Source organism: Gallibacterium salpingitidis, assembly GCF_001678495.1.
In the GTDB taxonomy this organism is placed as follows: Bacteria; Pseudomonadota; Gammaproteobacteria; order Enterobacterales; family Pasteurellaceae; genus Gallibacterium; species Gallibacterium salpingitidis.
Map to the genome: position 1 here is coordinate 19,618 of NZ_JTJL01000006.1, position 19,706 is coordinate 39,323.

Sequence of the window (19,706 nt, forward strand, 5' to 3'; positions counted from 1 at the left end):
CCTTAATTAATTTGTCGCGCCATATCATCTAACGCCGGTATTTGTTTAATTAACCCTTGTTCGTGCATAAAAGTCGCCATTTTTTGATAACGGTGTTGATCTAAACCTCGTGGCATTAAACTGATACGAGGCAGAGTGTCTTGCCACGCACGACGATTTAATTCATTGTCCAGTTCTTTGGCTTTGTAACTGACAAAATCCTGCCAAGCTTGTTGTTGATGATTCATTAAATAGACTGTCGCCTGTTCAAGAGCGGTCAAAAATGCAGATAATTTGGCTTGATATTGCGGATCATGCAGCTGCTTTTTATTAGCAACTAAAATCAATTCATCATAGATAGGTACGCCATACTCTTCAGGATAAAATGCCACACCTTGTTGATGTTCGAGGGCTAATTGATTTAATTCAAAATTACGGAAAGCCCCAATCACAGCATCAACTTGCTTACTAATCAATGACGGCGATAATGACCAATTAACGTTGATCACTTCAACATCTTTCAAGGTTAGTCCGACTGATTTCAACATTGTGCCAAGTAAGGCTTCTTCAAAACCACTAACTGAATAGCCCACTTTTTTCCCTTTTAAGTCTGCTAATGATTTGATACCGCTCTCTTTCAGCACCACCAAACTGTTTAATGGCGTTGCAATTAATGTGCCTACACGCACTAACGGCAAACCTTGATCAATATCCATTAATAATTGCGGTTGATAGCTTACTGCTAAATCACTTTTGCCGGCAGCGACTAATTTAGGTGGTAATGCAGGATCCGCCGGTTCAACAATCTCCACCTCTAAACCATTAGCAGCAAAAAAACCTTTCTGCTGCGCCACAATTAATGCTGCGTGATCGGGATTAACAAACCAATCTAATTGCAAATTAAGCTTCTGCAATTTTTCCGCAGCCGATGCCGACAAGTTGACCATCAACGCGGCAACGCCACATAGAAACAATGATTTTTTCATACTCTTTTCCTCATTACGGTAATTACGAACGATCTAACCCCATTTGCCAAAAAGCAATTTCCATACGGGTTGCGGTGGTGAAAATATGTTGGAGTTTCGCTTGTTGTGCCGCCGATGAAGATTGGCACAACGATGCAAAGAAGGTTTGCATACTGACAGCAGCTTGTTGAAACTCTGCACTAGCATACATATCAATCCACGATTGATATGGATTGTTGCTTGGACTGACGCCAGAATCGGCAATCCATTTCCCGATTTCAGCATAACCTAAAGTACAAGGCAGAATTGCCGCATATAGTTCTGCTAATGTGCCTTGCATACCGCAATCTAAAACATAACGTGTATAGGCAACACAAGCAGGTGATTCTGCGGTTTGCTCTAATTGTGCAGGCGAAATTTGCCACTCTTGGCAATAAGCAATATGTAATTGCACTTCCGCCAAAATGGCTTGCAGACTCGTTTCAATTTCAGCTAAATCACGAAAGTTATCACATTTATACATCGCCAATGCCAACGCACGACTGTAATGCAGAAGATAGTGATAATCTTGAATTAAATAGTGCTGAAAACTGGCTTTTGCTAATGTTCCTGTAGCCAATTGCTGTACAAAAGGATGTTCAACATATTGTTGCCAATAAGGCATTGCATTTTGGCGTAATTGTTGGCTTAACGACATAGACTTCCTCACATAAAACAAAGGTTAACGTAATTGATCCACCCAAGGTAAATAGCGACGTAATAATTTATCGGTGACAAAGAAAAATAGTAACGTCATCAACATCAAGACAAACAATGCTGCAAACATCAGATCAACTTGCATTCGTGCATTTGCCTGTAACATCAAATAACCTAAACCTTGATTAGAACCCACCCATTCCCCAATAACCGCACCAATTGGTGCAATGGTTACTGCTATGCGCAAGCCCGACGCTAAAGAGGGCAACGCCGCAGGTAAACGCACACGAAACAATAATTGCAATGGAGTGGCATTCATTGTTTTTGCCAACTCCAACCAAGTTTTCGGCGTATTACGTAAACCGTCATAGCAAGCAGCGGTCACTGGGAAATAAATAATTAAAATCGTCATCGCAATTTTGGACGCCATACCGTAACCAAACCAAAGGACTAATAACGGTGCAATGGCAAATACCGGAATAGCTTGTGAAATGATGAGCAAAGGTAAAAGTAATGAAGAAAGCCAACGTGATAATGAGAGTAGCAAGGCTGAGAATAAGCCTAATATAAAACCTAGTGTTAATCCCAATAAGATTTCTAATAAGGTGATTTGGCTATGGCTCCACAATAATTCTGCGTGGGAATGCAGTTTTGTCATCACTTCCAGCGGTTGTGGCAGCATATAATGTGGTAAATCAAACAGTACAACCGCCGCTTGCCATAACAGTAATAATGAACAAGAAAGCAGTAAGGCTTTAAACAGTGAAGAGAGATAGCGCATTTAAAGCTCTCCCTGTTGTAATTGTTGCAGCAATCGTTGATATAACTGCCAAAAATTAGGATGTTCTGGGGAGCGTTCAATAGCTTGCGGAGAAATTGGTGCAGTGAGCACAACCTGTTCCGCTTGTTTTTGCAACACAAAAATATCATCACACAAGCGCAACGCTTCTTGTGGATCGTGTGTAACTAATAATACCGTTTTATCCACTAATAATTGTTGTGCCAAAGTTTGTAATTGCAGGCGAGTTACCACATCTAACGCCGAAAAAGGTTCATCCATTAAAATCACTTCGGCTGATTGCATTAAAGTGCGAGCTAAAGCCACTCGCTGCCGCTGTCCGCCTGATAATTGGTAACAGGCTTTATCGCGATGTTCCAACATATGCACAGCATCCAATAACTCCTCTGCACGCTGTTGGCTGGCTAGATTTTTTTGACCACGTAAATGTTGCGCTAGCTGTACATTGTCTAATACCGATAACCATGGGTATAAGCCATCATTTTGTGCCATAAAGGCAACAGGTTGATTCGTTGCTGCAGAAGCTGTCAGAAACTCAATTTTACCTTGTTGTATGGTTTGTTGTTCTAGCCCAGCAATCACCCGTAATAATGTCGATTTGCCAACACCGGAACGTCCTAATAATGCTGTCCAATGCCCTTGTAGCACTGCAAAATTAAAATCTACAAACAGCGGCTTGCCAGCAAACGCAAGGGTTAAATGCTGAATTTGTACTGCGTTCATCGCCAATACCATCAATCAGTGTTGATTAGGATTTAACGCAATGACAAAAAAAGAATGGAAAAAATAGATAAAAAATGAAGATAAAATGGTGTGCATAATTAGTTTCCTACGTCAGTGTTAACTGTATCAGGTTCACGGGTATTATCTCAGCTGCTAAGCAGCACCCCGACTAAAACGGTCTTTACTCTACAAGGAAATCAATCAAAACACAACTTAAAATAACATAATAACGTTAAGTTATATCTCAGCAGATTAATTCACTTGTAATTCGCTATTGCTATGCTAAGTTAGCTTCCTTTTTTATTTACTTTGGATAATTTTATATGCAACCCCTTATTATTCTTGATGGCGGTATGGGACGTGAACTCCATCGCCGTAATGCACCGTTTCGTCAACCAGAATGGTCAGCACTAGCATTAATGGAAACCCCGGATATTGTACGCGACGTACATTTAGACTATATCCGCGCCGGCGCTAATGTGATTACAACCAATAGTTATGCGGTAGTACCTTTCCATATTGGTGAACGTTTTTATCAACGTGGTGAACAACTCGCTGCGTTAGCAGGAAAACTAGCACGAGAAGCGGTACAAAAAAGCGGTAAAGCTGTGTTGGTTGCAGGCTCACTGCCACCACTATTTGGTTCTTACCGACCAGATTTATTTAATGCAGATCTTGCGGAATCCTTAGCAAAACCTTTAATTCAAGGTTTATCACCTTATGTTGATCTTTGGTTAGCTGAAACACAAAGCAGTATTATCGAAGTACAAACTTGGAAACGCCTATTAGGTAACGATCAACGTCCATTTTGGTGTTCCTTCACTTTAGACGACTCTGCACAACAAACCGAACCAAAATTGCGTTCTGGTGAGCTGGTCGTTGACGCGGTAAAACAGGCTTTAGCATTAAATGCCGCCACCATTTCTTTTAACTGTAGCCAGATTGAAGTGATGGCAGCAGCATTAACACAAGCAAAACAAGTGATCGATCAACAACAGCGCGCAGTCAATCTAGGCGTATATGCCAACGCATTTGTACCGCAACCGGAAGAGATGCAAGCTGCTAACGAAGCAATTGATGAGATTCGTCGCGATAGTACACCGGAAAATTATCTATATTGGGCGCAAAAATGGCGTGCAATTGGTGCTAATGTAATTGGTGGTTGTTGTGGTATCGGACCAGAACATATTGCGCAATTAGCAACGCATTTACGTTGAGGTGGCTATGACAACGACAACAAAAATTGGTGTTTCTGCACTGACGGCACTCGTTATCAGCTCAATGATTGGTTCAGGAATTTTCAGCTTGCCGCAAAATATGGCGGCAGTGGCGGGTTCACAAGCGCTATTAATCGGTTGGTTAATCACTGGTGTTGGGATTATTTTTCTCGGACTTTCTTTTGCTTGCCTATCTAAATTACTGCCTGAATTAGATGGCGGTGTCTATGGTTATGCGCGAGCAGGTTTCGGTGATTTAATGGGGTTCCTATCTGCTTGGGGTTATTGGCTTTGTACCACTATCGGTATTGTTGGCTATTTAGTAGTTGCCTTTGAAGCAGTCGGCACTTTTACCGATCAACCAGACGCTGTGTTATTCGGTAAAGGTAATACGATGATCTCCTTTATTGGCGCTTCGTTAATCGCTTGGTTAGTGTATGCTTTGGTTGCTCGCGGGATTAAAGAAGCGGCAGGCGTAAACCTGATTGCCACCGTTGTTAAAGTATTCCCATTGCTATTATTTATTGGTTTAGCCATTTACTTTTTTGATGGTGCTCGTTTCTTTGCTGATTGGCAAGGTAATGGCATTAGCAACGAAAATGGGCAGCAAACCACACTTATGGAACAAGTCAAAAATACTATGCTGATCACACTTTGGGTATTTACGGGGATTGAAGGCGCCGCTGTATTATCCAAACACGCCAAAAGCCGCAGTGATGTTGGACGCGCAACAGTGATTGGGGTAGTGATTACCTTACTTATCTATGTCGCAATTACCTTATTGTCACAAGGTATTTTACCGCGTGCAGAAATTGCCGAAATGCCAAATCCGTCAATGGCTGGTATTTTAACTTCAATGGTAGGTAATTGGGGCAAATGGTTAATCACACTCTGTTTAACCGTATCGGTTTTATCGTCCTACTTAAGCTGGACATTATATGCCACTGAAATCCCTCATTTAGGCGCTAAAAATGGCGTATTTCCACCACTATTCACCCGTTTGAATAAACACGCTGTACCGCAATTTTCGCTCTTATTTACCACATTAACGGTACAACTTTGTCTTTTCTTAGTTTGGAAAACAGGAAATAGTTATGAAACCTTGTTGTTAATTTCAACATCAATGATTTTAATCCCTTATCTATTGGTGGGCGGATTCTTATTAAAATATGCAATCCAACAACAACTAGCTTGGCGTTATAAAATCATCGGTGGCTTCGCAACCTTATATGCTACTTGGATTGTATATGCCGCAGGCGTGGAATATCTATTATTGTCCGTTCTGCTCTATTTACCTGGAGTATTACTATTCCTTTATTCGCAATATAAATTCTATGGTAAATGGCAATTACGTCACTATGAAAAATTGGTGTTGTTAATATTGGTTCTCTTAGCTATTCCAGCATTTATGCAGCAATTCGCTTAACCTTATCACTATCCCCTATCAATACATTGATGAGGGGATTTTTATACCTCGCAATCTTCACAATTTTTGCTCACAGATAGTTCAAAACGCTATAAATTATAATTTTTTACTATTTTTCGCTTATGCGCTTTTACCGTATAACTTCACTCCACTATAAAAATAACGATCAATGGAGTGAAATATGCGAATTAAATCCATTATTTACGGTTTCTTACTTGTGCTAATAACATTTTCTGCTGCCGCAGAACAAACCATAATGCTAGCAGGTTATGATGTTATTCGAGATTACTACAAACGTTATCTGCCTGTTTTCATTGCTGATTACGCAAAAGAACATCAAACCACGTTAAATATTGCCCAATCCTATGCTAGCGCTAGTAAGCAAGCTATTGCGGTACAAAACGGTTTACCCGCCGACGTTGTTACACTCAATCAACAAAACGATATTGAAACCTTAGTGAAACAAGGTTTAGTAAAGACTAATTGGCAGCAACAATATCCTAATCAGGCTGAGCCGTTTCATACAGTAGTGGTATTTTTAGTCCGCAAAGGCAATCCGAAAAATATTCACGATTGGAATGATCTAGTGCGACCTGATGTAAAAGTAGTTTTTGCTAATCCTAAAACCTCTGGTAGCGGTCGCTATGTCTATCTATCTGCGTTGGGTTATGCAGAAAAGCAATATCAACAACAAACTCAAGTCGATAACTTTATTCGTCAATTCCTCAAAAATGTTCCGGTTTTTGATACTGGTGCCAGAGCCGCCAGCATTACCTTTAGTCAGCGTGATATTGGTGATGTCTTGATTACTGCCGAAAATGAAGCGGCACTATTGGCACAATCTAGCGAACACCAACAGCAATTTTCGCTAATTTATCCAAGTATCAGCGCCAATATTCCTGTATTAGTGGCTGAAGTACATAAAAATAGCCAACGTCATCAAAACCAACAATTAGTACAACATTTTATTGCTTCATTATGGCAAGAAAAGGCACAACATATTGCCGCAGAAAGCGAATTTAGACCAAACAACCCTGAAGTATTTGCCGCTTATCAAGCTCATTTTCCAGCCATTCACACATTTGATGTCAACCAACAATTTGGTAATTGGCGGCAAATTAACCAACGTTATTTCGCTGATGGTGGGCAGTTTGATCGTCTTTATTTTCAATAAGTTATGTGACTTACCATCTAACTAAAAGTGATAACTAGCGAACGCTATATCATAAAAAGTTATAACAGATAATTTTTTACTATTTTCCGCAAAACTTTATTTGCCGTATAAAAAATAAAAAGGCATTGAGAGAGGGAGTGACAATGCAATATTTACCAATTTTTGTCGATTTAGCAGAAAAGAATGTACTTGTCGTGGGTGGTGGTCATATCGCCTTACGCAAAATCGATCTATTACGTCAAGCTGGCGCTAACATTCAAATTGTGGCTGAACAACTAATTGCCCCATTACACAAACTATGGCAAGCGGGTAAAGTAAACTGGATTGCCCAGCACTTTACACCAGCACAATTACAATCTGTTTATTTGGTAGTAACAGCAACAAACGATACACAACTAAATCAACAAATTTTCCAACTGGCGCAAGCAGAAAACCGTTTGGTAAATACCGTTGATGATCAATCGCATTGTTCTTTTATTTTTCCATCAATTATTGATCGCAGCCCGGTACAAATTGCAATTTCCAGTGCTGGTACTGCGCCTGTATTAGTGCGTTTATTACGCGAAAAATTAGAAGCCTTATTACCACAACATCTTTCCACGATGGCGGAAATTGCCGGACGTTGGCGTGTTAAAGTAAAACAATCTTTAGTACAGCTCAAACAACGTCGTTATTTTTGGGAAACTTTATTTAACCACCCACAATTTGAACAATTAACCAAAAACCAACAAGTCGCGCAAGCAGAACAATTTTTGGCAGATCAATTACAACAAGCTCCATCTTCTTTAGGTGAAGTAACTTTAGTTGGTGCAGGTCCCGGTGATGCCGGTTTATTAACCCTAAAAGGTTTGCAAGCGATTCAACAAGCCGATGTGGTTTTTTATGACGCGTTAATTTCAGAACAGATTTTAGCGTTAGTTCGTCGTGATGCAGACAAGATTTTAGTTGGTAAACGAGCAGGTAAATTAAGCATTACCCAAGAACAAATTAATGCTTTGCTCGTCAGCTATGCACAACAAGGTAAACGTGTTGTGCGTTTAAAAGGCGGCGACCCATTTGTGTTCGGACGTGGCGGCGAAGAATTACAAGCGCTACAACAAGCCAATATTCCATTTAGCGTTGTACCGGGCGTGACCGCAGCAGTAGGTGCAACAGCGTATGCCGGTATTCCATTAACACATCGCGACTATGCACAAAGTGTGATCTTTATTACTGGACACCGCCAAGCAAACGGTAAACCATTGGCATGGCATAGCCTAGCGCAACCTAACACCACCCTGGTCATCTATATGGGTACGCTAAAAGCACAAGAGATCCAAACTCAATTATTAACGCATGGACGCACCGCCAACACCCCAATCGCAGTAATTAGCCAAGGTACATTAAGCCAGCAGCACACACAAATTGGTACTTTAGAAAATTTAGCACAATTAGCCGAACAAGCTGAAAAGCCAGCTCTATTAGTAATTGGTGAAGTCGTGGCATTACAACAGCAACTACAATGGTTTGGACAAAGTGCTACCGAATATGTCACTGCAACCTCAACACAAAAAGTTGCTTAATTAAGGCAAAGGATAGGAAAAATGAATTTATATCGACCAGCGCTTTGGCAAATTCCGCAACTCACTCAACAGAATCAACCTGAGTTACAACACAAAATTGCGGTTTTAGAACAGCGTTTACGACAAATTAACGATGAACATCAACAGGTTAAATTCGCGCATAGTTTGGCGGTGGAAGACACCGTAATTTTAGATGTTATCAGCAAATTAAACGCTAATATTACGGTTTTCACTTTAGATACAGGACGTTTAAATCCTGAAACACAAGCGTTCTTACAAACGCTCGCGCAAGTCTATCCAACCATTAGCATTGAGCGTTACCAACCCGACCAACAAAAAGTCACCGACTACGTTGAAACCTTTGAACAAAACGCTTTTTATGACAGTGTCGCCGCTCGCAAACAATGCTGCCATATTCGTAAAGTGGAACCACTTAATTTGGCGCTGCAAAATGCGGACGCCTGGTTAACAGGACAACGTCAATCACAGTCTGTGACACGTCAATCGCTTGCGTTTAAAGAGTGGGACAACACACGTCAAATAGCCAAATATAACCCTATCTTCGATTGGTCTGAGGAAGATGTCTGGGCATACATTTTACAATTTAACTTACCTTTTAATGCGTTATATCAACAAGGTTATCCAAGCATTGGCTGTGAACCTTGCACACGCCCAGTGAAACAAGGAGAAAATATTCGCGCTGGTCGTTGGTGGTGGGAAAGCCAAGATAGTAAAGAGTGCGGATTACATAAATCATAGGAGTGAATATGCAGCAACAACATTTATTACAAAACAACCATTTAGACTGGTTAGAAGCAGAATCAATTTACATCATTCGTGAAGTCGTCGCCGAATGCCGTAATCCAGCACTACTTTTCTCTGGTGGTAAAGACTCAGTGGTATTACTCGCTTTGGCACGTAAAGCGTTCCAACTAGAAGGTAGAAACTCACCATTACCTTTTCCATTAGTACATATTGATACTGGACATAACTATCCAGAAGTTATCGATTTTCGCGATCAACAAGTAGAAAAATTAAATGCACGCTTAGTGGTGGGTTCCGTAGAAGAGTCGATTGCCAACGGTACTGTGGTATTGCGTAAAGAAACTGACTCTCGTAACGCAGCTCAAGCAGTTACCTTACTTGAAACCATTGAGAAACATGGCTTTGATGCACTAATGGGCGGAGCTAGACGCGACGAAGAAAAAGCACGTGCTAAAGAGCGTATTTTCTCTTTCCGCGATGAATTCGGTCAATGGGATCCAAAAGCACAACGCCCTGAATTGTGGTCTCTTTACAATGCCAAATTACATCAAGGCGAAAATATGCGGGTATTTCCAATTTCAAACTGGACTGAACTCGATATTTGGCAATATATCGCTCGTGAAAATTTAGAGTTACCAAGTATTTATTATGCTCACCAACGCGAAGTGGTGCGCCGTAAAGGCTTGTTAGTTCCTGTTACCTATTTAACGCCTAAAGCAGCAAATGAAGAAAGTGAAGTGTTATCTGTGCGTTTCCGTACTGTTGGTGATATTAGCTGTACTTGCCCTGTCGCCAGTGAAGCTGCTACTCCACAAGATATTATCGCAGAAACAGCGGTGGTGGATATTTCTGAACGAAGTGCGACACGACTTGATGATCAGGTTAGCGAAGCAGCAATGGAACAACGTAAAAAACAAGGTTATTTCTAATTAAATAATAATAACAAAGGAAACAGTGAAATGAATATTAATCAAAATGCCCCTTTACGCTTTATCACTGCCGGCAGTGTAGATGATGGAAAAAGTACTTTAATTGGTCGCTTACTTTATGACAGCAAAGCTCTCTTAAGCGATCAACTGCAACATCTTAATCAAGCAAAAAATAGCGCAACTGGAATCGACTTTTCAATTTTAACTGACGGATTAGCCGCTGAACGTGAACAAGGTATTACCATTGATGTGGCTTACCGTTATTTTTCTACTGCAAAACGTAAATTTATTATTGCCGATACTCCGGGACACGAACAATACACCAGAAATATGGTGACCGGTGCTTCTACTGCGGATGCCGCTGTGGTGTTAATTGATGCCAGCCAATTAGATTTTAGCCAACAACCGCTACAATTATTACCACAAACCAAACGCCATTCCGCCATTTTACAGCAGCTCGCTTGCCCGCAAATTATTGTGGCAGTTAATAAAATGGATCTGCTCGATTTTGATCAAAACAAATTTAATGCTATTTGTGATGCTTATCGCCAATTAGCTGCACAACTTGGTTTAACCGCAGTGCAGTTTGTGCCAATTTCCGCATTAAACGGCGATAATATTGTTTATGCCAGCGAAAATATGCCTTGGTATCAAGGAGCACCGCTATTGAGTCTGCTAGAAGAGTTACCAAATCAAAAAAATATCTCTTTAGCGAAGGCAGATTTTCATTTTCCTGTGCAATTGGTATTACGTTTAGATAGTGACAAACAAGATGATTTTCGTGGTTATCAAGGCAGAATCGAAGCAGGTAGCATTGCAGTTGGCGATCAAATCCGTATTGAGCCGGCCGGTTACACTTCAACAATTAAAGAAATTTTTGCGGTTTCCGGCAAAGTACAGCAAGCCGAAGCCGGTGAACAAGTTACGCTTTGTTTAACAGATGATATTGATATTTCTCGCGGTGATACTTTTGTCAGTGTGGAAAATCCAATTCAATCACAACAACAACTCACTGCAACGCTTTGCTGGTTTGATCAACGTCCATTAAATACTGCACGCAAATATTTGTTAAAACACACGACACAAAATGTCTTTGCGCGGATTAAACATATTGATCATTTACTTGATGTTAAAACATTAAGCAAACAGCAATCAGCAGAAACCTTCCAATTAAACGATTTAGGACAAGTACAAATCAGCTTACAAAAACCGATTTGTGCAACAACTTACCAACAAAATATTGGTACTGGTTCTTTTATTTTGATTGATGAAGCAACTTATCACACTGTTGCTGCCGGTATGATTTTAACGGCTGCCTAGGAGGATATTGGCATGAATGATGTTGTAAAATTACCAATTTCCACTGAAATTGCAGAGCAATTAAAACAACTTGATTCCTTACAATTAGCTTGGCTTTCTGGTTATTGTTGGGGACAAGCCACACAAAATGGTGCAATAGTATTACCATCAGGTGCTGTAGCAACAGAAACTGCGCCAGCTACCGCTGCTGCAGCACGTACCATCACCATTATTTCTGCTTCACAAACCGGTAATGCACGTAAAGTGGCAGAACAGTTAAAAAACAAATTGAGTGAACAGCATTCTGTTACCTTGGTGAGCGCTGCCGATTATAAAGCGAAGAAAATCAATCAAGAGCAAATCCTCTTATTAGTCACTTCGACACAAGGTGATGGTGAACCGCCAGAAGAAGCTGTCAATTTACACCGCTTCTTATTTGGTAAAAAAGCTCCTTCTTTAGCCGGTATTGAATTTGCTGTTCTAGGTTTAGGCGACAGTTCCTATCCAAATTTCTGCCAAGCTGGTAAAGATTTTGATCAACGCTTCGCTGAATTGGGCGCAACCCGTTTACTTGAACGTGCTGATTGTGATCTTGATTATCAAACGACGGCAAGCCAATGGATTGAACAAATTAATCAAGTATTGGCACAACAAGTAACCGCTACGACTACAATTCAACAAGCACCACAAAACACAGAAAAAAGTAACGTTAATCAATACAGCCGCGAAAATCCATTCAGCGCAACGTTAAGTGTACGGCAAAAAATTACTGGTCGTCATTCAACAAAAGATGTGGAGCATATTGAGATCGATCTCGGTGATTCCGGCTTAAGCTATCAGGCTGGTGATGCTTTAGGCGTTTGGTTTAACAATGATCCTGCATTAGTTGAGGAAGTTTTGACTGCTGTGGCGTTAGATGGTGATCAGCAAATCACTTATCAGAATAATAGCCTCACATTACGCCAAGCCTTAACCGAACATTTTGAACTGACACAAAATACCGCTCGTTTTGTAAAAGGTTACGCTGAATTAAATCCACAAGCAGAACTACAAGCACTGATTGCTGATCCACAGCAATTACAAGATTACGTTGTTGCGACACCTTTAGTTGGTGTATTACAAACTTATCCAACTAAATTAACCGCCGAACAACTGATTAGTCTATTACGCCCATTAACACCGCGTCTTTATTCTATCGCTTCTGCACAAAGTGAAGTTGGTGAAGAGGTACATTTAACCGTTGGCGTAGTGCGTTATCAATTTAATGGCAAGACTTACACTGGCGGTGCATCCGGCTTCCTTGGTGAACGCCTTGGTGAAGATGAAGAGGTGAAAGTTTTTGTCGAAAGCAATCCAAATTTCCGCTTACCGCAAGACCCTACTCGCAACATTATTATGGTTGGAGCAGGAACCGGTATTGCGCCATTCCGCGCCTTTATGCAACAACGTGCAGCAGATGAAGCTAGTGGTGAAAATTGGTTGATTTTTGGTAATCAAACCTTTACCGAAGATTTCCTTTACCAACAAGAGTGGCAAGATTATGCAAAACAAGGCTTGTTAAATCGTTACCACTTTGCGTGGTCACGCGATCAACAACAAAAAATTTATGTACAAGACAAAATCCGCGAACAAGCTGAAACCTTATGGCAATGGTTACAACAAGGCGCCTATCTCTACGTTTGTGGGGACGCCAATAAAATGGCAAAAGATGTAGAGCAAGCATTACTTGATGTGATCAGCCAACAAGGCAATTTAACGGTAGAACAAGCGGAAGATTATCTCGCTGACTTAAGAGAAGAAAAACGTTATCAGCGTGATGTGTATTAATAGGAGTGAATTATGACTGATAAAGCAACCGAGTGGAAAAAATTCCCGTTAGCCGATAATGAACGTTTGAAAGGGGAAAGTGATTATTTGCATGGCACTATCGCCCAAGATTTAAATGAACAACTTACTGGTGGATTCAATAAAGATAATTTCCAACTTATCCGCTTCCATGGCATGTATGAACAGGATGATCGTGATATTCGTGCTGAACGCCAAGCGCAAAAACTTGAACCAAATAAAAATGTGATGCTGCGCTGCCGTTTACCGGGCGGTATCATTACCCCAAAACAGTGGTTAGGTATTGATGAATTCGCTACTAAACATACTTATTACGGCAGTATTCGTTTAACCAATCGTCAAACTTTCCAATTTCATGGTGTCTTAAAACGTGATATTAAACCGATGCACCAATGGTTGCATCAGCTAGGTTTAGACTCAATTGCCACCGCTGGTGATGTCAATCGTAATGTGCTTTGCACACCAAACCCTGTTGAAAGCGAGCTACATCAACAAGCTTATGAGTGGGCAAAGAAAATTTCTGAACATCTTTTACCACGCACCACTGCTTATGCCGATGTATGGCTAGATGGCGAAAAGGTATTTGAAAGTGAAACCACTAAACCATTGTTAAAAGAGTCAAGCGATCCCGTTGAGCCTATTTTAGGTAAAACTTATTTACCGCGTAAATTTAAGACTACTGTTGTCGTACCACCATTAAACGATGTCGATTTACACGCAAATGACCTTAATTTTGTGGCTATTGCCGAGCAAGGACAATTAATCGGTTTTAATGTGTTGATTGGCGGCGGCTTATCAATGGATTTTGCCAACCATAAGACTTATCCAAATATCGCCCAAGAACTTGGTTTTGTCACCTTAGATGAAGTGTTGGCTTGTGCTGAAGCAGTCGTCACCACACAACGTGACTGGGGAAATCGTAGTGACCGTAAAAATGCAAAACTACGTTATACCATTGAACGTGTTGGCTTAGATGTAGTAAAAGCAGAAGTGGAGAAACGTGCCGGTATTACTTTAAAACCAATCCGTCCATATCATTTTACTGAACGTGGTGATCGTATTGGTTGGGTAAAAGGTGAAGATAATAAATGGCACTTAACTTTATTTATTGAAAATGGACGTTTACTCGATTATCCAGATCGCCCATTAAAAACTGGCTTACGTGAAATTGCGAAAATCCATAAAGGCGATTTTCGTCTTACTGCCAACCAAAATTTAATTGTTGCGGGTGTGGCACAACGAGATAAAGCGAAAATCGAAAAATTGGCTCGTGAATATAAATTAATTGACGATCGTGTTACCCCATTGCGTCAGCAAAGTATGTCTTGCGTCGCTTTACCAACTTGCCCATTAGCAATGGCAGAAGCAGAACGTTTCTTACCACAATTTATTGATAAAGTAGATCTGTTAATGGCAAAACACCACGTTGAAAAAGAGGGAATTGTGTTGCGCGTAACTGGCTGTCCAAATGGTTGCGGACGTGCAATGTTAGCTGAAATTGGCTTAGTTGGACGTGCTATTGGACGTTACAATCTCTATATTGGTGGTAATCGTGAAGGCAGCCGTATTCCTCGTTTATTCAAAGAAAATATTGAGGAAGCAGAGATTTTACAAATTCTTGATGGTTGGATTGGTGATTGGGCAAAAAATCGTCAAAGCAATGAAGGTATCGGTGATTTCGCCGTTCGTACCGGTATCGTAAAACCAGTCACTAACGCTCCTGTGGATTTTTGGGAAGTGAAAATTGCCTAAGTAACTTCATAAGATATTAATGCCCCATAATAAGGGGCATTATTTATCTAAATTGTTATTATTCTATCAATCTTCTAATTTCCAAATATTATTCAGCATATTTAATTAATAATTCATCTTGCAAATCAAAAATTATTAGCGCATCTTTTATACGTTTAAACTTACTATTATTATCTAAATTCCCTTCTATCACATAGGTATCATTTAAAACAATTGGTTGTCTTAATTTTTCACCATTTACAGTTTTAGTTAATGAGATTTTTTTTGCTAAATCAGTTATAAAGAAATTTTCCGGATTTAATTCAAATAGTTGTTTAAAAATCTCACTATATAATTTACTTACTTGATTCACTTCTAATTTCTTATCAAGAAAAATAGCATATGCTAATTTCTTATTTCTAGGATCTTCAGCATCAAAAATATTTACTTCATCACTTCTCATTTTCTCTTCTGATATCAAATCGAATTCTATACTCGGTATTCTCCATATATTAAAAAATCGGTAAGAAAGAACTTCAAAACGTTTTTCAATCTCTTCAAGATCCCATTTTCCCAAAGTTGCTAAATACCTATTGAGCCAAAGTCTACTATCTTTATAACCTACATCATCTTTATCTCTTTTATCTTTAAAAGATTTATTACCCAATTTTCCATTATTACCAGATAAAGTAAGATTGCCAATTGTATTCATATAAGTTTCTTTTAGCTCATTATAATCTTCTTCACTTAAATCTTTCTTCCATTGCGAATCTGGATTTTGTGGAAAAATATGCTCTATAGTTATCTCTGGATTATTTTCAATAATAACTGGTTCTTTATTTTCAAAATTTTCTAACCGTTCTAATAGATAGGTTCTATTTTTACTTTTTATATTATAGACATCCTTAAATTTAAGACTCTCTTTAACTTCTTTATCTCTAGGAAATCTTTGTATACCTTTTTTCTCCAATAAAAATTTCTGAAATGAATATAAATAATTCTTTAAATCTATTTGCTCATAACAAGTCATAAAGATTTTATTTAACCCATTCGTAGGTGTTCCCACAATGAATCTACGCCATACAAAAGATTGTACTAACTCCAATATCTCAATAAAAACTTTTTTATCAATAATATTATTTGCATAATCTTCATAAACTTTCATTAAAAATGGATATGCCACATTAACTTCTATTCTATTAATATATTCCAATTGTCTCCTAATATCTTTATCTGGTTCATTATTCGGATTAAGAAGTCTATTATAAAATTTAACAAGAGATTTTATAGGAGAAAGATTTTCTTCTAATGTTTTTAGATCTGATGTAGGAAACTGATTTTTAAATTCGACATATACTTTGCTTTTTGTTGGAATTCTTTTATTTATTAATGTTAAATAATCTCGAATAAAATCAGAAACCCTACTTTCATGCCCTACTTGTGCAAACCTCTCTATTATTTCCCAATAATTATTATATATTTTATTTTGGTTTTCATAATTAAGCCCCATTAAAATATAGTTTCTAATTAAATCAGCTTGAGATAATTCTAATCCTGTCGAGTTTAAACTTTCAAAAATTCGTTGAGGATCATCCTTTCCTCTTTCCAAAGAAATCTCAACAAACATCAGTTTTGATAAACCATCTAGTATAATTAAATAATTTTCTTGGTTAATCATCTTTTTGAAATAATTGAAGTTATCAATTAATCTAGAAAAATCTAAAAATTCCTCACTACTATCTGCTCTTAACAAATATTTTAGTGCTTTATTGTTATTATCTGTCGGCTTTAATTTTAATTTCTCATCATCGGAAGCAAATTTGTTAATCAAATAGGTCTCACTTATCTCATTTGCTAAATCATTATCTCCTAGCTCTTTTGTAAACTGATAAAGAGCTAAATAAATTAGAGTCAGTGTTGTTAAACGTTGTTGCCCATCAATAATAGTTAATTCTTTTATTCGAGATGATGTATAAACATCATCATGTATATAGACAATACTACCGATAAAATGAGCGTTCATTTCATTCTTAACCCCAACTTCTAAAATATCTTTCCAGATCTGGTGACATTGTTGTATATTCCAATCATAATTTCTTTGATAAACAGGAATAATAAATTGAGTTTTGTTTGAAGATAAAAATGTTTCTACTTTAGTTTCATTTGCTTTCATTCTGAGCTACCCATATAACCTTATTACAGATAAAACTATATCCAATTTAGAAAATATCCTCTTAGTCACTATCTAAAGAAAGTAAGTCCACTTTTCTAATCAATTCAGCAACATTCTTAGCAGACATCTTTTCCATAATATGCGAACGATGGACTTCTACGGTTCTCACTGCAATATTTAACTCTTCTGCAATCTGTTTGTTAATTTTGCCATTCAGCACTAGTTTGAGAACCTCTTTCTCTTTTTCGCTTAATTGGTCATAACATTGCTGAATTTGATATTGTTGGTAACACTTTTCACTGCGTTCGGCTGCGTTGGTTAGCGCTGTTTGTAATTGATTAAATTCAATTGGTTTTTGTAAAAAATCTACCGCACCTTGTTTTAATTCGTTTACCGCCATCTCGACATCAGCAAAAGCCGTCATAATAATCACTTGCAGCGTACTGCGTTGTTGGCGCAAAATTTTATGCACCTGCCGTCCATCAAAATAGGGCATGCGCATATCCAGTAGCACTACGCCCGGCTCAAATAGCTGCGCTTGTTCCAGAAATAATTTGCTATTTGACCAGCTCGTTACCTCATAGCCCGCTTGCGTTAATAAAAATGTCGCTGCATCTAATACAGTTGAATCATCATCAATTATATGCACTTTCATTTTGTTTCCCTTAACAAGAGCGGTAACTCCAAAATTACCACTGCGCCTTGTTTATTTTTACGATTTTGAAAATAGATATCACCAGACATTGAGTGCATCAGCCGCTGACAGAGCGTTAAACCCAAACCCAAACCCTCTTTTTTACGACTACGGAAAGGCACAAACGGGAACTCTAACTCGGTTTGAGAAAAACCCACCCCATTATCAATCAACATAATATGTAAATGAGATTGGTGATCGACTACGCTCACCATAATATGATCCGCTTGAGCTTGCAACGCATTCAGTAAGCAATTACAAATTACTTGTTCTAACATCGTTTTTTTGATGCGAACCTGCCAATTTCTTGGGCAAATTAAACGGATTTTTGCCTGTGCCGCGTAATGTTGTTTTATAAAATCAATCGCTTTTTGTAGGTGCGGTTTTAACTCTAGATCTTGTAGCTCTTCATCTTCTTTACCTTTTACCCACCCTGTTAAATTACGCATAATTTGGCGGCTGCGATCAACTTGTTGTTGAATTTTATCTAAGATCGCTAACTCCATTGCTGCCGTTTCACGCTGTTTTAATTGTTGTTTTAAACCTTCGCTATACATACCGATTGCGGTAAGCGGTTGGTTAATTTCATGCGCAATACCAGCGCTCATTTCCCCTAAAATACTTAAGCGATCGGCTTTAATTAGCTGGCGTTCATAGTTGCGCATTTCTTGATGCGCTTGCGTCAGTTGCTTGCTTTTACGATGAACCTGATAAGTAATCCATAGATAATTAAATAAGATAAAGAGTAAACCCGCCAATAATTGCCATTTGTGCTGCAAAATCCAATATTGCACATCTGCCCAAAGGCTTTGTTGTTGTGGGTGGCGATAAAGATTGCGCAAGATATTATCAGCTTGTTGATCGGAATACGGCGGATTCCATTGCGGTAAGTTTTCTGGAATATCACCAAGCAAAATGGTCATTAGTTTTTTCACTATATTATCCGGCACTTGCGGCATTGCCGCTAACGACCAGTTTGGCAATAAGATTGTACTTGACCAACAACCAATCTCATTCGTTTGTCTGGCTAATACACGAAAATCTTGCAGCTTTACTTTTCCCTCTTCGGCTAAATCTTCCAAAATACAGACGGGGACAATCGCACCTTCTACTTTACCTTGTTGCAGCCAAAATACCGTATTATCCGCAGGAAAACCGCTAAAGCGGAAAAAAATGTCGTGATTTTCTTCTAAGCCGGCTTGATACAGTACGTTATACCCCAGTAAAAAACCGCCAAAAGCATTTTGCCCAACTGCGGCTAATGTTTTCCCTTTTAAATCTGTTAATTGGTGATAAGGGCTGTTTGCCTTTACTAAAATTGCACTGCCCACTTTACCGCTATCTGAATGTTTTTGCCGCGGTGATTGTAATGTTGCTAGCCAACGTACCGTACTATTATTTAAATAAAAGAATTGCGATTGGTTGGTTAAGACAAAATCGACATTTTTCGCTTTATCTTTGGAGAGTTCATCTAATTGTAAGGCGACTAAATGAAATTGTTGTTGGGGAATTTGTTGATTAAGCCAATCAATCCATGGCTGCCATTTTTCACGCAAATAGCTTTCACCACGTTGCGCCAAAATACCGATTTTCCAATCTTGCGCCATTGCATTATGAGAAATTGCTAAGCATAACAGCAAGCAATAACTATAAATCCAGCCTAACTTTCGCAAAATCGCCTCCTGTTTCTTGACTCAGATCAATACCCATACTATTTATGTGGAAAACC

General features: G+C 38.9%; 16 protein-coding genes and 1 riboswitch. Of the genes, 9 read left to right on the forward strand and 7 right to left on the reverse strand.

What is annotated here, in order from left to right:
- Positions 1 to 2: 2 nt before the first annotated feature.
- Genes QS62_RS02070 through QS62_RS02085 form a run of 4 tightly spaced genes read right to left on the reverse strand, consistent with a single transcriptional unit; the run spans position 3 to position 3,162 of the window.
- Positions 3 to 965, reverse strand: a complete 963-nt coding sequence (locus QS62_RS02070; protein WP_066105177.1) for an ABC transporter substrate-binding protein — start codon at positions 963 to 965, stop codon at positions 3 to 5.
- 22 nt (positions 966 to 987) lie between these two features.
- Complete coding sequence (tenA, locus tag QS62_RS02075; protein WP_066105180.1) at positions 988 to 1,641, reverse strand: thiaminase II; 654 nt, start codon at positions 1,639 to 1,641, stop codon at positions 988 to 990.
- Between the two features lie 24 nt (positions 1,642 to 1,665).
- Positions 1,666 to 2,421, reverse strand: coding sequence for an ABC transporter permease (locus QS62_RS02080; protein WP_066105184.1), 756 nt, complete (start codon positions 2,419 to 2,421; stop codon positions 1,666 to 1,668).
- Positions 2,422 to 3,162, reverse strand: a complete 741-nt coding sequence (locus QS62_RS02085; RefSeq protein WP_066105187.1) for an ABC transporter ATP-binding protein — start codon at positions 3,160 to 3,162, stop codon at positions 2,422 to 2,424.
- An 86-nt stretch (positions 3,163 to 3,248) separates the two neighbouring features.
- A riboswitch (TPP riboswitch) is annotated at positions 3,249 to 3,340 on the reverse strand.
- A gap of 145 nt (positions 3,341 to 3,485) precedes the next feature.
- Between QS62_RS02085 and QS62_RS02090 the strand changes: the two genes are divergently transcribed.
- From QS62_RS02090 to cysI, 9 genes are all read left to right on the forward strand, one after another.
- Positions 3,486 to 4,379, forward strand: a complete 894-nt coding sequence (locus QS62_RS02090) for a homocysteine S-methyltransferase family protein (protein ID WP_066105190.1) — start codon at positions 3,486 to 3,488, stop codon at positions 4,377 to 4,379.
- Positions 4,380 to 4,386: 7 nt separating this feature from the next.
- Positions 4,387 to 5,805 carry a basic amino acid/polyamine antiporter gene (locus QS62_RS02095; RefSeq protein ID WP_066105193.1) on the forward strand — a complete coding sequence of 473 codons (1,419 nt, stop codon included), beginning with the start codon at positions 4,387 to 4,389 and terminating at the stop codon, positions 5,803 to 5,805.
- 181 nt (positions 5,806 to 5,986) lie between these two features.
- The gene (locus tag QS62_RS02100; RefSeq protein WP_066105196.1) at positions 5,987 to 6,979 is read left to right on the forward strand and encodes a sulfate ABC transporter substrate-binding protein; all 993 of its coding nucleotides are present in this window, start codon (positions 5,987 to 5,989) and stop codon (positions 6,977 to 6,979) included.
- Positions 6,980 to 7,122: 143 nt separating this feature from the next.
- Complete coding sequence (gene cysG / locus QS62_RS02105; RefSeq protein ID WP_066105199.1) at positions 7,123 to 8,541, forward strand: siroheme synthase CysG; 1,419 nt, start codon at positions 7,123 to 7,125, stop codon at positions 8,539 to 8,541.
- A gap of 21 nt (positions 8,542 to 8,562) precedes the next feature.
- Positions 8,563 to 9,300 carry a phosphoadenylyl-sulfate reductase gene (locus QS62_RS02110; protein WP_066105202.1) on the forward strand — a complete coding sequence of 246 codons (738 nt, stop codon included), beginning with the start codon at positions 8,563 to 8,565 and terminating at the stop codon, positions 9,298 to 9,300.
- An 8-nt stretch (positions 9,301 to 9,308) separates the two neighbouring features.
- Positions 9,309 to 10,235, forward strand: a complete 927-nt coding sequence (gene cysD / locus QS62_RS02115; RefSeq protein WP_066105204.1) for a sulfate adenylyltransferase subunit CysD — start codon at positions 9,309 to 9,311, stop codon at positions 10,233 to 10,235.
- Positions 10,236 to 10,265: 30 nt separating this feature from the next.
- A complete protein-coding gene (locus QS62_RS02120) occupies positions 10,266 to 11,555 on the forward strand; it encodes a sulfate adenylyltransferase subunit 1 (protein WP_066105207.1) in 1,290 nt (429 codons plus the stop codon).
- 6 nt (positions 11,556 to 11,561) lie between these two features.
- Positions 11,562 to 13,361, forward strand: a complete 1,800-nt coding sequence (gene cysJ, locus QS62_RS02125; protein ID WP_066105210.1) for an NADPH-dependent assimilatory sulfite reductase flavoprotein subunit — start codon at positions 11,562 to 11,564, stop codon at positions 13,359 to 13,361.
- A gap of 12 nt (positions 13,362 to 13,373) precedes the next feature.
- Complete coding sequence (cysI, locus tag QS62_RS02130) at positions 13,374 to 15,131, forward strand: assimilatory sulfite reductase (NADPH) hemoprotein subunit (RefSeq protein WP_066105213.1); 1,758 nt, start codon at positions 13,374 to 13,376, stop codon at positions 15,129 to 15,131.
- 88 nt (positions 15,132 to 15,219) lie between these two features.
- Here the strand turns inward: cysI and QS62_RS02135 are convergent, their stop codons facing one another.
- The 3 genes from QS62_RS02135 to QS62_RS02145 form a co-directional block, all read right to left on the reverse strand.
- Positions 15,220 to 17,283, reverse strand: coding sequence for a DUF262 domain-containing protein (locus QS62_RS02135; RefSeq protein ID WP_066105216.1), 2,064 nt, complete (start codon positions 17,281 to 17,283; stop codon positions 15,220 to 15,222).
- 61 nt (positions 17,284 to 17,344) lie between these two features.
- The gene (locus QS62_RS02140) at positions 17,345 to 17,938 is read right to left on the reverse strand and encodes a response regulator (RefSeq protein ID WP_066105221.1); all 594 of its coding nucleotides are present in this window, start codon (positions 17,936 to 17,938) and stop codon (positions 17,345 to 17,347) included.
- Entirely contained in the window at positions 17,935 to 19,650 is a 1,716-nt protein-coding gene (locus QS62_RS02145) for a sensor histidine kinase (protein WP_269147572.1), read from the reverse strand. Before QS62_RS02145 ends, QS62_RS02140 begins: the two co-directional genes overlap by 4 nt.
- Between the last annotated feature and the right edge of the window lie 56 nt (positions 19,651 to 19,706).